Origin of the sequence: Bradyrhizobium sp. 159 (assembly GCF_023073795.1) — a bacterium.
GTDB lineage: Bacteria > Pseudomonadota > Alphaproteobacteria > Rhizobiales > Xanthobacteraceae > Bradyrhizobium.
Genome location: NZ_JADPKE010000042.1, coordinates 121,760 through 136,108 on the forward strand (window position 1 = coordinate 121,760; position 14,349 = coordinate 136,108).

The following is a 14,349-nucleotide window of genomic DNA, read 5'->3' on the forward strand; positions in this document are numbered from 1 at the left end:
GTCCGATGCACGAGGTATGAGCGGCCAATTCGACGCCCGTCAAGCCGTGGCATGCAAACACTAAGAATCCGGCGTGCCTTTGCAGCACGCCGGATCAATCTTGCGCGGGAGCCTCTATCAGGCCGCCGGCGCCTTTGGCGTGCGGTTGCGCGAATTGCGCTGGAAGAACAGCGCCTGGCTCGCCACCGCAGACACCATCGCCGGCTGGAACGGTTTTGAGATCAGGAACGCGGGCTCGGGGCGCTCGCCTGTGAGGAATCGCTCGGGGTACGCGGTAATGAACACCACCGGCACCTCGAAGGTGCGGAGCAGCTCGTTGACGGCGTCCAGGCCGGACGAACCGTCGGCGAGCTGGATGTCGGCGAGGATCAGGCCGGGCCGCTTGTTCTTGGCCAGCGCCACCGCATCGGCATGGGTGCGCGCGACGCCGACGACGTTGTGGCCGAGATTCTTCACCAGGCTCTCGAGGTCCATGGCAATGAAGGTCTCGTCCTCGATGATCAGCACGTCGGTGGCGATCTCGGCCGCCATCTCGCGTCCAGCAGCGTCCGCAAGCCGCCGCGTCTCGCTCACGTCGGTGCCGAGGATGAAGGCGACTTCCTCTTCCGAAAAGCCCTCGAGCGAGAGCAGCAGGAAGGCCTGCCGCGGCAGGGGTGTGATGTTCGACAGCCGCCGCTCCGGCGGCATCGGCAGTGTCGTCACCTCGGCATCATCGTTGACGGAGACCGAATTCCAGATCTGGGTGAACAGCCGGAACAGGCCGGCGCGCGGCCCATGGCTTTCGTCGAGCACCGACGGATCGCCAAGCATGGCTTCCAACATGGCCGCGACATAGGCGTCACCGGAGGCCTGGCTGCCCGTCAGGGCGCGTGCATACCGGCGCAACAGCGGCAAGTGTTCAGCAACGAGCTGTGAACGGGACATCCCCACTCCATTCATCTTCGGGCCAGCCTTGAGGTCACCCTTAGGTCAGGCGTTACGCGGGGGGCCCGGGTTCCCCTGCTCGGCTGTTTACGCCTCAGCTTCAGAAAAGTTCCGCATTGCGCGGAACTTTTTCTCGCAGCTCGCATTGTGCCTATCCAGGGAACGGCTCCCGGTTGAGAAAATTTCTCGATTTTACAGTCACTTAACTCGGGGAAACGTGGAACAGGTCATGAAAGATCTCAAGTCTCAAGCCAGCAAAAGCACGACCCCCGGCAAGGGAGGGCTCACTCCGGAGATCCAATCCCGGATCGGGCATCAGCTGCGCGCCATGTACGACGATGTGGTGCGGCAGGGGGTTCCGGATCGGTTCGCTGAACTGATCAAGAAGCTTGATGCACAAGGAGCGACTTCCCAAGTGGAAAATGAGGGCGGATCCAACGACAACAGCAATGGGAGGGATTAATGCCTCTCACCGACTCCCTGCGTAACGACATCCTGGCGGCCGTGCCGAGTCTGCGCGCGTTCGCGATCTCGCTCAGCGGCAATGCGGACCGCGCTGACGATTTGGTGCAGGAGACACTGCTTCGCGCGCTCGCCAACATCGATTCGTTCCAGCCTGGCTCCAACCTGCCGGCGTGGTTGTTCACGATCCTGCGCAACCTGTTCCGCTCCGACTATCGCAAGCGGCGGCGGGAGGTCGAGGACGCCGAAGGCAACTACGCCAAGACGCTGAAGACGCAACCGTCACAAAATGCGCATCTCGAGTTCGAGGAGTTTCGTACGGCGCTCGACAAGCTTCCACAGGACCAACGTGAAGCGCTGATCCTGGTCGGCGCCTCCGGCTTCTCCTACGAGGATGCGGCCTCGATCTGCGGCTGTGCCGTCGGCACCATCAAGAGCCGCGTCAACCGCGCCCGCTCGAAGCTCGCCGCGCTGCTCTATGTCGAGGGCGCCGAGGACTTTGGGCCCGACGAGACCGTGCGGGCCGTGATCGGCGGCAGCGGCGGCTGACGGCGGCGTCAACTGGGTGAGACAGACAAAGGCGGCCGCTTCCGCGGCCGCCTTTATGCGTCGCCGATGGTGCCAAGCTCGCAGCGCCGATCACTCGTCCACGAAGATCACGCTATCGGCCACACTCGCCCGCGAGGTGCGGTAGCTGTTGACCTTGTGCGCGTGGTCGGCATAGCCGAACGAGATGCCGCAGACGATCCGGCGATCGTCGGGCAGGCTGAAGTGGCGGCGGATCAGACCGGAATGGCGTGCCAGCGCCGCCTGCGGAATGGTGCCGAGCCCAAGCGCCTGCGCGGCCAGCATGAAGTTGGAGACATAGGCGCCGCAATCGATCGCGCCATAGATGCCGAGCGGCTCGTTGGTGTGAATGATCGCGACATGCGGCGCGCCGAAGAAATTGTAGTTCTCCAGTGCCTGCCTGGCATAGGCCGCCTTGTCGCCGCGGGCGATGCCGAGCGTGTTGTAGAGCTGAAAGCCGCTTTCGCGCCGGCGTTCGAGATAGACCCCGACATATTCGCGCGGCGGGGTGAAATCGTAATCGTCGCCAAGACCGCCGGAGGCTTCCGTGTAGATCGCCTGGCGAAAGCGCTCCTTGGCCGCGCCGCTGGCGATGACGACCTGCCAGGGCTGGCTGTTGCACCAGGACGCCGTGCGCTGCGCCGTCTTCAGCACGTGTTCGATCGTGGCGCGGTCGACTTCCTTGGGGAGGAAAGCGCGAACGGAGTAGCGCTCGTTGAGCAACTCTTCAAGCACGCCGATGCGGTCGGTTTGTTTCACTTGTGCGTCCATGGATCAGCTCGCGTTGTCCTCGTAGGGTGGGCAAAGGCGCGATAGCGCCCTGCCCACCGGCAAACTTACCCCTGAGCATCTGCGTAGGGTGGGCACGCTTCGCTTTGCCACCCTACGAGATACCGCGAGGCGTGAGATCACCGTCCCTTGGTCGGGATCTTGTTGTACGGCACATCCTTGTCGACGCGGATGTCGCCCGGCAGACCTAGCACCCGCTCGGCGATGATGTTGCGCAAAATCTCGTCGGTGCCGCCGGCGATGCGCATCGAGGGCGAGGACAGCAGCATTTGCTGGAACTGGCCCTGCGCCGTCTCCTCGTCGCTGCCTGTGAGAACACCGGCAGCGCCCTGGAGGTCCATGGCGTAGGTCGCGATGTCCTGGAGCATCATGCCCGAGACCAGCTTGCCGATCGAATTCTCCGGGCCCGGTCGCTCGCCCTTCGACAGCGCCGAGATCGCGCGGTAGCTGGTGTATTTCAGCCCGCTCGCCTTCACGGCCCAACTGGCGAGCTTCGAACGCACGGCGGGATCGTCGATCGCAAGCCCGTCCTCCAGCATCAGATTCGAGCAGAACTCGAATATCTCAGGCACGCCGGTTGCGAGCCGCGCGCCGATCGACATGCGCTCGTTCATCAGCGTGGTCAGCGACACGCTCCAGCCCTCGCCGACGGCGCCGAGGCGCTGGCTGTCGGGGATCACGACGTCGGTGAAATAGACCTCGTTGAACTCCTGCATGCCGTTGGCCTGCTTGATCGGACGCACCTCGACGCCCGGGCTCTTCATGTCCAGGAAGAACATGGTGAGGCCCTTGTGCTTCGGCACATTCGGATCGGTGCGCGTAATCAAGAGGCCGTAGTCGGAATAATGCGCGCCCGAGGTCCAGATCTTCTGGCCATTGACGACCCAGCTATCGCCCTTCTTCTCGGCACGGGTGCGGAGGCCCGCAACGTCGGAGCCGGCCGACGGCTCCGAGAAAAGCTGGCACCAGATCTCCTCGCCAGAGGCGAGCTTCGGCAAGTATCGGCGCTTGGCATCTTCGCTGCCGAAGGCCATCACAGTCGGGCCGCACATACCTTCACCGATCTGGAACGGTTGCGTCAGCTTGCCGTAGACGCCCTCTTCCTGTTGCCAGATGACGCGTTCGATCGGCGTCGCGCCGCGGCCGCCATATTCCTTCGGCCAGTGCAGGCAGGCCCAGCCACCTTCGGCCTTCTTCTTCTGCCAGGCCTTGCCGACATCGACGATGTCTTGCTTGGCGAGGCGGATTCGGCCGAGCGAAGATTTTGACAACTCGGCATGGAGTTCCTTCGGCGCGTTGGCCTCGACCCATTTGCGCGCGGTCTCGCGGAATGCGGCCTCTTGCGGGGTGTCGTCGAAATTCATCTTCGAACTCTCCTCTCCCTGCCCCGGACGCTGCGCAGCGCAAAGCGGTGCGCTCTCGAGCCGGGGCCCATTGTAGCTCGGGGTCCCGGCGCGGCGGAGCGGCACTTCGTACCGCACCGCCTCCGGGACATGATTAACCTCTTCCCTTTGTCGGGATCTTGTTGAACGGCACGTCCTTGTCGACACGGATGTCGCCCGGCAGGCCCAGCACCCGCTCGGCGATGATGTTGCGCATGATCTCGTCGGTGCCGCCTTCGACGCGCGTACCCGGTGCACGCAGCAGCATCGCCTGGAAGCGGCCCGCGACTTCGGCATCCTCTGGACCGCTGACGACACCAGCCGCACCTTGCAAGTCCAGCGCGTAGGTCGCGACGTCCTGGATCATCGAGCCTGCCACCAGCTTGCCGATGGAATTCTCCGGCCCCGGCCGCTCGCCCTTCGAGAGCGCCGAGATCGCGCGCATGCTGGTGTAGCGCAGGCCGCTCGCCTTCACCGCCCAGTTCGCCAGCTTCGCGCGCACGGCGCGATCATCGATCGCAGGACCGTCGTCGAGCATCAGGCTGGAGCAATATTCGAACAGCTCCGGAAAGCCGGTCGAGACGCCTGCGCCGATCGACATGCGCTCGTTCATCAGCGTGGTCAGCGAGACATTCCAGCCGTCACCGACCTCGCCGAGGCGCTGGTGGTCGGGGATGCGGACATTCGTGAAATAGACCTCGTTGAAATCGGACGCGCCGCTCGCCTGCTTGATCGGCCTGACCTCGACGCCCGGGCTCTTCATGTCCAGGAAGAACATGGTGAGGCCCTTGTGCTTAGGCACGGTCGGATCGGTGCGGGTCAAGAGGATGCCGTAGTCGGAATAATGCGCGCCTGATGTCCAGATCTTCTGGCCGTTGATGACCCATTCATCGCCGTCCTTCTCCGCGCGAGTACGAAGCCCCGCGACGTCCGAGCCGCCGGCCGGCTCGGAGAAGAGCTGGCACCAGACCTTCTCGCCGGAAGCGAGCGGCGGCAGATAGGTGCGCTTATGTTCCTCGCGCGCAAATGCCATCATGGTCGGCCCGCACATGCCGTGGCCGATGATGAACATGTGGGAGAGCTTTCCGAACGGGCCCTCCTCCTGCTGCCAGATCACGCGCTCGATGGGCGATGAGCCGCGGCCGCCGTACTCCTTCGGCCAGTGCAGGCAGGCCCAGCCGGCATCGGCCTTCTTCTTTTGCCAGGCCTTTGCGACCTCGAGAATGTTCGCGTTCCTGAGCTGGGTGCGGCCGAGCGAGGACTTGCGCAGCTCTTCTTCGTATTGCTTGGGCGCGTTCGCATCAATCCATGCGCGGGCGGTGGCGCGGAATGCGGCCTCTTGCGGGGTGTCGTCGAAGTTCATGGCTCTTTCTCTCTGTCATTCCGGGGTGCGCGTAGCGCGAACCCGGAATCTCGATGTTATTCACTCATCTCCAGATTTCGGGTTCGCCGCTTTGCGGCGCCCGGAATGACGACAACGTTACGCCGCGTTCTTCTTCCGCATGCGGTCGATCAACTGGTCTTCCCAATAGGTGAGGCTGCCGAGCCCGAGCGCCATGGCGTTGGCGCGGCGGTAGTACATGTGGCAGTCGAACTCCCAGGTGAAACCCATGCCGCCGTGAACCTGGATGTTGTTCTTGGCGCAGTGCTGGAACGCCTGCGTCGCGCTGATGCGCGCGGCGGCGGCGGCTTCCGGCAATTCGGCTGCGCTGGTCGAGAGCGCCCAGGCACCGTAATAGCTGTTGGAGCGTGCCAGCGTCGCCGAGACATACATGTCGGCGAGCATGTGCTTTACGGCCTGGAACGAGCCGATCTGCCGGCCGAAGGCGATGCGGTCGAGCGCGTAGTCGCGGCCCATTTCCAGGGCGCGGTCGGCGCCGCCTACTTGCTCGAACGCGCACAGCACCGCGGCGCGGTCGAGCACCTGGGTGAGGATGCTCCAACCCTCACCGATGCCCCCCAGCGGCTCGGCCTTACAGTCCTTGAAGGTGATCTCGGCCTGCCCACGGGTCGGATCGAGGTTGGTGAGGCTTTTCACCTCGGCGCCGCCGGCCCTGAGATCGACCAGGAACAGCGAGATGTCATTCTCACGTCCGCTCGATCCTGTGCGCGCGGCGACCACCGCGAAATTGGCGATGGCGCCGTCGGCGACCGGCTTCTTGACTCCGTTGAGCGCGCCATTCGAAGCGGCCAGCTTGACATTCTTCGGCGACGGATTGCCCTTGCCTTCGAACAGCGCCAGCGTGCCGATCGCCTCGCCCGAGGCAATAGCGGGCAACCACTTTTTCTTCTGCGCGTCACTGCCGGCGATCAGCAGCGCTTCGGCGGCGAGGTAAACAGTTGAGGAGAACGGCACCGGCGCGTTCGCGCGTCCCATTTCCTCCGCGATCACGCAGAGCTCGAGATGGCCGGCGCCCGCACCGCCGAACTCTTCCGGGATCGCGACGCCGAGAAACCCCATTTCGGCAAGGCCCTTCCACAACTCCTTGTCATAGGACGCCTTGCCGTCGAGGACGACGCGTACGGCCTTGGGCGAGCACTTTTCGGTGAGGAATTTGCGCGCTTGGTCGCGGAGCTGCTTCTGGTCGTCGGAGAAATCGAAGTTCATGGCGGGCTACCTTTTTATTCGTCGTACTCATTGAAGCCGTCATTCCGGACCTGGCCCTTTGGCCATCCCGGAATGACGAGGTTGAGAGTGTTGCGCATTCATCGCAGCACGATCACATCTTCATCCGGCTCATCCGCATAAAGCCGCTCCACCAGCGCTGCGCGGCGCTCCAAGCCGGCGCGCTGGTTGATGTAGCCCTTATCAGTGAGCTCGTTGCCGTCGATGGAGGGCGGTTCGGCCATCAGCATGGCACGCGCGATGATGCGGCTGCTGGCGCCTTCGCATTCCCGGTTGTGCGTCTCCAGCCCGCGCCTGAAGCAAGCGATCACCTCGGGGTGCCTGACCGCATCCGCAAAGCTCAGGCCGGGATTGCCGACGAGTTGGCGACAAGCGTGCAGGTTCGGCCAGGCCAGCAGGCCGATAAACGGGCGATCCTGTCCCGCGACCAGCGCGTCATGCACGACGGGCGTTGCGGCCGCGATCGCATCGGTCCGGAGTGAGCCGACGTGCACGAAGGTGCCCGTAGTGAGCTTGAAATCCTCCACCACGCGCCCTGCAAAGATGATGCCCTGCACCGGATCCTTCTCGTCGACGAAGATGCCGGCATCGCCGATGCAGTAAAAACCCTCCTCGTCAAACATCTTCTTCGTCAGCTCAGGCTGACCGAAATAGCCGGGCGTGACGTTGACGCCACGCAGGCGAAGTTCGTATTTCGAGCCGCACGGCACCATCTTCAATTCGACCCCGGGGAACGGGAGCCCGATCAGGCCGACGCGCTCGGTCTCCCAATACGTGCCGGTCGAGGTCGGCGCGGTCTCGGTCGAGCCCCAGCCGGTGTAGAACACGATGCGCTCACCGGTCGTCTTCACCGCGAGCGCCTGCATGCGATCGTAGAGATCGTCCGGCAGGCGCGCGCCGCCATAGGCCATGATCGACAGGTTCTTGAAGAACGAGCGGCACAGCGCGTCGTCCTTCTCCATCGCCGCCGCCAACGCAGCATAGCCGGCCGGCACGTTGGCGTAATAGGTCGGCGAGATCTCGCGCAAGTTTCGCAGCGTCTCTTCGAACTGGCCCGGCACCGGCCGGCCGTCATCGATATAGAGTGTGCCGCCATCGACGAGGATCGGGTGGAACGCCGCATTGCCACCCATGGTGTGGTTCCAGGGCATCCAGTCCAGCATGGTCGAGATCGGGCCGCTGGGATCCCGGGGCCGCACCTGCATCATCATCGCCGCATTGGCGCACATCATCGCTTGCGTGTTGATGACGGCTTTTGGCATGCCGGTCGAGCCGGAGGTAAACAGCAGCTTGCCGATGGTCTGGGGCGTGATCTGTGCAACCGACGCTTCGACCTCGGCGGTCACCGGCGTTGCGGCGAGTTCGGCAAAGCCGACGCTCTTGATGCCATCGCAGGGGCGCGCGACGTGAACGACGGTAACGCCGGTGAGGTCGAGCGCCTTCAGTGCCTTTTCGAAGATCGGGCCGTCCTGCACCATCACCACGGCCGGCTGGATCAAATCGAACAGATATTTCAGCTTGACGTGATCGTGGCTCATCAGCGAGTAGGCCGGCGACACGGGAGCCGCCGGAACGCGCGCCTGCATCGCGGCCTGCGTCATCAGGGCGTGCTCGATCGAATTGCCGGAGAGGATCGTGACGGGTCGTCCCTCGAGCTTGAGGTTCAGCAGCGCTTGCGTCAGCGCATCCACGGTGCGCTTGGCTTCGCCATAGGACACTTTGCGCCATTCGCGATTCACTCCGCCGCGCTGCGCGAGCCAGATGCGCTCGGGGGCCTGTTTCGCCCATTTCGCCAGCGAAGCTGGAATGTGCTTCTCGTAAGGCTGCAGCGGAATGCGCGACTTCAGCACCACCGTGCCGTCGCCGCGGCGCTCGACGGCGATGTCGCGCGCGAGCCACTCGACCTTGCGAAAGGCGGGCTTCGTCATCACCGCCGCCGCGCTTCCACTCATTTTGCGTCTCCCGGAATTTCTTGTCCTTGGCGGATCTTTGTCTTTAGCGTTTGATATAGACAGGCTTTCGCTTCTCAAGGAAGGCCCTGATGCCTTCCGAAAATTCCTCGGAACGGCTGCACAGGACCTGGTTGCGGTCTTCCATTGCGATCGCAGCTTCCAGCGAACCGGCATCGACGCTCATGTTGAGACATTCCTTGGAGAGACTCAGCCCCACGGGCGAGGCCGTCATCATCGCGTTGACATAAGGCGCGGCTGCATCATCGAGCTTGTCCTCGTCGACGACCTCCGAGACGAGCCCGACCGCGAGCGCGCGCTCGGCGCCGATGAAACGCCCCGTCAGGATCAACTCGGACGCCACCGACACCCCGACGAGCCGCGGCAGGAAATAGCTGGTGCCGATGTCGCAGCCGCCGAGGCCGAGCTTGATGAAAGCGCAATTCATGCGCGCCGATTTCGTGGCGATGCGGATGTCGGAGGCAAGCGCCAGCGCAAAGCCGCCGCCCGCCGCGGCGCCCTGCACAAGCGCTAGGATCGGCTGCGGACAGCGCCGCATCAACATCACGATGTCGGCGATGCGCCGCTGCGAATCCAGCGACTCGGTAACGCCAGGCGGCTCCTGCTGGCCGGCGCGACGAGCCATCGCGGCCTTGAGATCGAGGCCCGCGCAAAAATTCGTGCCGGCGCCGCGCAACACCACGACGCGCGTGTCGCGGTTGCGCTGAAGCCCCTGAAAGTAGACGTTGAGCGCATCGATCAGCGCCGGATCGAGCGCATTGAGGCTTTCAGGACGATTCAGCGTCACCCGGTCAACGCCGTCATCATGCTCGATCAGCAGCGGTCGGGACATGGGGGCCTCGTGCATGCGCGCGGGAGGTGCCTATTATTGTGCCCTCTCCCCTTGTGGGAGAGGGCATGCACGTCGGTAGCCACGAGTTCGCTCGGGTGAGGGGTCTGCGTCCGCGGATAGAGACCCCTCATCCGGCGCTTCGCGCCACCTTCTCCCACAAGGGGAGAAGGGAAGAGAGCCTTACCGCGGCGCCATGCGGATGGCGCCGTCGAGACGGATGGTCTCGCCGTTCAGCATCGGGTTCTCCACGATGTGCACGGCGAGCATGCCGTATTCGTTGGCGTCGCCGAGGCGTGAGGGATGCGGCACCTGGGCGCCCAGGCTCTTGCGGGCCTCCTCGTTGAGACCCATCAAGAGCGGCGTGAAGAACAGGCCGGGCGCGATGGTATTGACGCGGATCTTCTGGCTGGCGAGGTCGCGCGCGGCCGGCAGCGTCAGGCCGACGACGCCGCCCTTCGAGGCCGAATAGGCGATCTGGCCGATCTGGCCTTCGTAAGCGGCGACCGAGGCTGTGTTGACGATGACGCCGCGCTCTTCGCCGATCGGCTCGATCGTGACCAGGCGCTCGGCGAACAGGCGCAGGCAGTTGAAGGTGCCGATCAGGTTGACGTTGATGATGCGGGCGAACTTTTCCAGCGGGTAAACGCCGTCGCGGCCGACGATACGCTGCGAGCCGCCGATGCCGGCGCAGTTCATCAGTACGCGCGCCACGCCATGCGCGGCTTCTGCCTTGGCGATCGCTGCCTTGATCTGCTCTTCGCTGGTGACGTCGGCATGGAGCGCGACGCCCTTCACTTCGGCAGCAACCTTCTCGGCGTTTTCCTTGCTCTGGTCGATCACGCCGATCTTGGCGCCCTTGGCGGCCATGGCCCGGGCGGTCGCGGCACCAAGCCCCGAACCGCCGCCGGTGATGAGAACGGCTACGTCTTTCAACTGCATCGCTTGTACCTTTCCTTGGGCGTTTCTTCTCTGGACTTGAAAGTTCGGCCGGATCACCCGGCCGCGACAGCTTCCTCGGCTTGCGCGAGGATGCCGCCGCAGATCAGCGTTTCCATGTGTTTGATGTATTGCCGGCAGACTTCGTCGGTGACCGGGCCGACCCCGGTCGCGCGCGACATCGCGTGCCGGCCGAAGAACAGATGGTCGCAGGCGCCGATCAGGCTGGTGTAGAACAGCACCGGATCGGTGGCGCGGAATTCGCCGGCTCGCTCGCCCTCGGCGAGCAGGCGGCGGTGAAAGTCGAGCAGCGGCGCCACGAAGAACTTCGAGACCTCGTCGGCGGAGCTCGCATTGGTCTCGTGCAGCAGATAATGGATCAGCCGGTTCATGTACGGGAACCGGTAATATGCGCGGATGATACCGCCGATGTGCAGTTTCAGCTTCGCGGTCGGTGTGATGGGCTGCGCCAGCAGGTATTCGAGATTGGACAGCTCGGTCGCGGCATCGCGCGCGAGCAGTGCCAGCAGCAGGCCGTCCTTGTTGCCGAAGTGATATTTGACCAACGCGGCGTTGGCGCCCGACTTCTGCGCGATGTCGGAGAGCGAGATCTCGATCGAGGAGCGTTCGATCATCAGCTCGCTTGCGGCCACGAGCAATTTCTCTGCCGTGGAATTCTTCCCGCTGGGGAGCTTGGTCGGTACGCTGGTAGCCACAGAGATCCCTGAACATGCCTCGTGAGGCGCGCAGATAAGCCCAAGCCGCGCCGCATCACAAGAGTTAATTGATCGATTGACTAAACGATCTCGCGCCCCTTAAATCCCTCCCCGACAACCAACCCCAATCAAGAAATTCAGGGAGAAACCGACATGGCCGAGGCTTACATCGTCGCCGCTGCGCGTACCGCGGGCGGGCGCAAGGGGGGCCGCCTCGCCGGCTGGCATCCGGCCGATCTCGCCGCCAAGGTGCTGGACGAGCTGGTCGACCGCACCAAGGTCGATCCCGCCCAGGTCGAGGACGTGATCATGGGCTGCGTGATGCAGGTCGGCGAGCAGTCCAACAACGTCGCGCGCAATGCGGTGATGGCCTCAAAACTGCCGGAGAGCGTGCCGGGCACGTCGATCGACCGCCAGTGCGGCTCCTCGCAGCAGGCGCTGCACTTCGCCGCGCAAGCCGTGATGTCCGGTGCGATGGACGTCGTGATCGCGGCCGGCGTGGAATCGATGACGCGGGTGCCGATGGGCCTGTCGTCACAGCTCCCGGCCAAGAACGGTTTTGGCAATTACAAGAGCCCGGGCATCGAGAAGAAGTATCCCAACATCGTCTTTAGCCAGTTCACCGGCGCGGAGATGATGGCGGAGAAGTACGGCCTCTCCAAGGATGAGCTCGACGAATATTCCTACAACAGCCATCAGCGCGCGATCGCGGCCACCCAGGCCGGCCACTTCAAGAAGGAGATCGTGCCGCTCGAGATCACCCGTGCGGACGGCAGCAAGGACACCCATCACATCGACGAGGGCATCCGCTTCGACGTCAGTCTCGACGGCATCAAGGGCGTCAAGCTGATCGCCGAGAACGGCAAGCTCACCGCGGCCAGCGCCAGCCAGATCTGTGACGGCGCTTCCGGCGTCATGGTGGTGAACGAGCGCGGCCTTAAGCAGCTCGGCGTCAAGCCGCTCGCCCGCATCCATCACATGACCATGACGGGCGGTGATCCCGTCATCATGCTCGACGCCCCGCTGCACGCGACCAAGCGCGCGCTGGAGAAGGCCGGCATGAAAATTGGTGACATTGACCTGTTCGAGGTCAACGAGGCCTTCGCCTCGGTGCCGACCGCGTGGCTGAAGACCACCGGCGCCGACCCGGAGCGTCTCAATGTCAACGGCGGCGCCATCGCGCTCGGCCATCCCCTCGGCGGCTCCGGCACCAAGCTGATGACCACGCTAGTCCACGCCCTGCACCAGCGCGGCAAGCGCTACGGCCTGCAGACCATGTGCGAGGGCGGCGGCATGGCCAACGTGACGATCGTGGAGCGGCTGTAAGCCTTCGCGTGTCCCGGTCGCGCTGCAGCGTGAAGCGCGGCGGCGCAGAGCCGGGGCCCATGCCTCACAGTGGACCCCGGATCAGCAGCGCACCACTGCGCGATGCGCTGCGTCCGGGGAACGCCACACCTAACTGAACAAGCAGAGACATGACTCACCCCTCCATCCACGCCCGCACCACGCCGAACAAGAGCGCCTATCGAATGGCCGGCAGCGGCAAGGCGATCACCTATCGCGAGCTCGACGAGCTCTCGAACCAGGGCGCGCATCTGTTCCGCTCGCTTGGCTTGAAGGCCGGCGACCACATCGCGCTGTTAATGGAGAACCGGCTCGCCTTCATGGAGATCTGCTGGGCCGCACAACGCAGCGGGCTCTATTACACCGCGATCAGCCGCTATTTGAAGCAGGACGAGATCGACTACATCGTGAAGGATTGCGGCGCCAAGGTCGTCATCACCACACCGAAATGCGCCGACCAGATCAATGGCCTGATCAGGGGCGCCGCCGGCGAGCCGATCTTCTACATGATGGACGAGCCCTCACCGGGCTTCCGCTCCTACGACAACGAAGCCGCCGCGCAGCCGACGACGCCAATCGCAGACGAGGTCGCCGGCTACGACATGCTCTACTCGTCCGGCACCACCGGGCGGCCCAAGGGTGTCAAGAAGGCCTTCGAAGGCAAAGCGATCGACGAGCCGAATCCGTTTCTGCGCGTGCTCTGCGCCGACATGTGCGGCATGAACGCCGAAAGCACTTACCTCTCGCCGGCGCCGCTCTATCACGCGGCTCCGTTGCGCTTCAACATGATGGCGATCGTGCTCGGCGGCACCTCCATCATCATGGAGCATTTTGACGCCGAGGAATTTTTGAAGCTGGTCGAAAAATACAAGGTCACGCAGTCGCAGCTGGTGCCGACCATGTTCGTGCGCATGCTGAAGCTGCCGGACGAGGTGCGCACCAAATACGATGTCTCCACACTCAAGGGCGCGATCCACGCCGCCGCGCCCTGCCCTGTCGATGTCAAAGCCAAGATGATCGAATGGTGGGGACCGATCCTGATCGAGTATTACGCCGGCTCGGAAGGCAACGGCGTCACGGTCTGCACTTCGCAGCAATGGCTGGAGCACCGCGGCAGCGTCGGCCGCGCCGTGGTCGGCACGATCAAGATTCTGGACGAGAACGACGAGGAGCAGCCGGTGGGCGAGATTGGCACGGTCTATTTCGCGGACGCGCCGGCCTTCACCTATCACAACGACCCCGAGAAGACGAAGAAGGCCTACAACGCCAAGGGCTGGTCGACGCTCGGCGACGTCGGCTATCTCGACAAGGACGGCTTCCTCTACCTCACCGACCGCAAATCCTACATGATCATCTCCGGCGGCGTGAACATCTATCCGCAGGAGACCGAGGACGTGCTCATCACCCACCCCGAGGTCGCCGACGTCGCCGTGTTCGGCGTGCCGAACGAGGAGATGGGCGAAGAGGTGAAGGCGGTGGTGCAACCGCACGACATGAGCCGTGCCGGCAAAGCACTCGAAGCCGACCTGATCGCCTATTGCAAGCACCGCCTCTCCGCCATCAAGTGCCCGCGCTCGATCGATTTCGAAGCCGAGCTGCCGCGCACGCCGACCGGCAAGCTGGTGAAGCGGCACTTGCGCGACAAATATTGGCCGAAGACGGCCGCGAAGATTTAGGGGCCGCTCACCTCCCCTGGAGGGGGAGGGTCGATGCGCATGCAGCGAAGCGGAATGCGCAGCTGGGTGAGGTGATCAATCGACACGAGCACTGCTCTAGTGGAGAGATTACCCCACCCCGCCTC

The 14,349-nt window shown here is 63.9% G+C and carries 13 protein-coding genes; 4 read left to right on the forward strand and 9 right to left on the reverse strand.

The annotated features are described in order from the left end of the window. Positions 1-117: 117 nt before the first annotated feature. Entirely contained in the window at positions 118-924 is an 807-nt protein-coding gene (locus IVA96_RS11160; protein ID WP_247277730.1) for a response regulator, read from the reverse strand. Positions 925-1,153: 229 nt separating this feature from the next. Here IVA96_RS11160 and IVA96_RS11165 point away from each other — a divergent pair, with 229 nt between their 5' ends. Together IVA96_RS11165 and IVA96_RS11170 are read left to right on the forward strand one after the other, a co-directional pair. Next, positions 1,154-1,387 (forward strand): NepR family anti-sigma factor, encoded by a 234-nt coding sequence (locus IVA96_RS11165; RefSeq protein WP_247277731.1) that lies wholly within the window; start codon positions 1,154-1,156, stop codon positions 1,385-1,387. Then, positions 1,387-1,935, forward strand: a complete 549-nt coding sequence (locus tag IVA96_RS11170; protein WP_008543571.1) for a sigma-70 family RNA polymerase sigma factor — start codon at positions 1,387-1,389, stop codon at positions 1,933-1,935. Before IVA96_RS11165 ends, IVA96_RS11170 begins: the two co-directional genes overlap by 1 nt. Before the next feature lie 90 nt (positions 1,936-2,025). On the opposite strand, the gene IVA96_RS11175 is transcribed toward IVA96_RS11170, so the two are convergent. The 8 genes from IVA96_RS11175 to IVA96_RS11210 all read right to left on the reverse strand — a co-directional run bounded on the left by IVA96_RS11175 (position 2,026) and on the right by IVA96_RS11210 (position 11,204). Beyond that, positions 2,026-2,724 carry a nitroreductase gene (locus IVA96_RS11175; RefSeq protein WP_247277732.1) on the reverse strand — a complete coding sequence of 233 codons (699 nt, stop codon included), beginning with the start codon at positions 2,722-2,724 and terminating at the stop codon, positions 2,026-2,028. Positions 2,725-2,861: 137 nt separating this feature from the next. Next, positions 2,862-4,106 (reverse strand): acyl-CoA dehydrogenase, encoded by a 1,245-nt coding sequence (locus IVA96_RS11180; protein WP_247417163.1) that lies wholly within the window; start codon positions 4,104-4,106, stop codon positions 2,862-2,864. Positions 4,107-4,239: 133 nt separating this feature from the next. Further along, a complete protein-coding gene (locus IVA96_RS11185) occupies positions 4,240-5,487 on the reverse strand; it encodes an acyl-CoA dehydrogenase (protein WP_247277734.1) in 1,248 nt (415 codons plus the stop codon). A gap of 117 nt (positions 5,488-5,604) precedes the next feature. Beyond that, positions 5,605-6,732 (reverse strand): acyl-CoA dehydrogenase family protein, encoded by a 1,128-nt coding sequence (locus IVA96_RS11190; RefSeq protein ID WP_247277735.1) that lies wholly within the window; start codon positions 6,730-6,732, stop codon positions 5,605-5,607. A gap of 98 nt (positions 6,733-6,830) precedes the next feature. Beyond that, on the reverse strand, positions 6,831-8,702 hold the full coding sequence (locus tag IVA96_RS11195; RefSeq protein ID WP_247417167.1) for an AMP-binding protein: 1,872 nt from the start codon (positions 8,700-8,702) through the stop codon (positions 6,831-6,833). 43 nt (positions 8,703-8,745) lie between these two features. After that, positions 8,746-9,552 (reverse strand): enoyl-CoA hydratase-related protein, encoded by an 807-nt coding sequence (locus IVA96_RS11200; protein ID WP_247277737.1) that lies wholly within the window; start codon positions 9,550-9,552, stop codon positions 8,746-8,748. A 180-nt stretch (positions 9,553-9,732) separates the two neighbouring features. After that, the gene (locus tag IVA96_RS11205) at positions 9,733-10,491 is read right to left on the reverse strand and encodes an SDR family NAD(P)-dependent oxidoreductase (protein ID WP_247277738.1); all 759 of its coding nucleotides are present in this window, start codon (positions 10,489-10,491) and stop codon (positions 9,733-9,735) included. Between the two features lie 53 nt (positions 10,492-10,544). Then, positions 10,545-11,204, reverse strand: a complete 660-nt coding sequence (locus tag IVA96_RS11210; protein WP_346015514.1) for a TetR family transcriptional regulator — start codon at positions 11,202-11,204, stop codon at positions 10,545-10,547. A 153-nt stretch (positions 11,205-11,357) separates the two neighbouring features. Between IVA96_RS11210 and IVA96_RS11215 the strand changes: the two genes are divergently transcribed. Next, positions 11,358-12,530 (forward strand): acetyl-CoA C-acetyltransferase, encoded by a 1,173-nt coding sequence (locus IVA96_RS11215; protein WP_247277740.1) that lies wholly within the window; start codon positions 11,358-11,360, stop codon positions 12,528-12,530. A 149-nt stretch (positions 12,531-12,679) separates the two neighbouring features. Continuing rightward, positions 12,680-14,224 carry an acyl-CoA synthetase gene (locus tag IVA96_RS11220; RefSeq protein ID WP_247277741.1) on the forward strand — a complete coding sequence of 515 codons (1,545 nt, stop codon included), beginning with the start codon at positions 12,680-12,682 and terminating at the stop codon, positions 14,222-14,224. Positions 14,225-14,349: the final 125 nt, after the last annotated feature.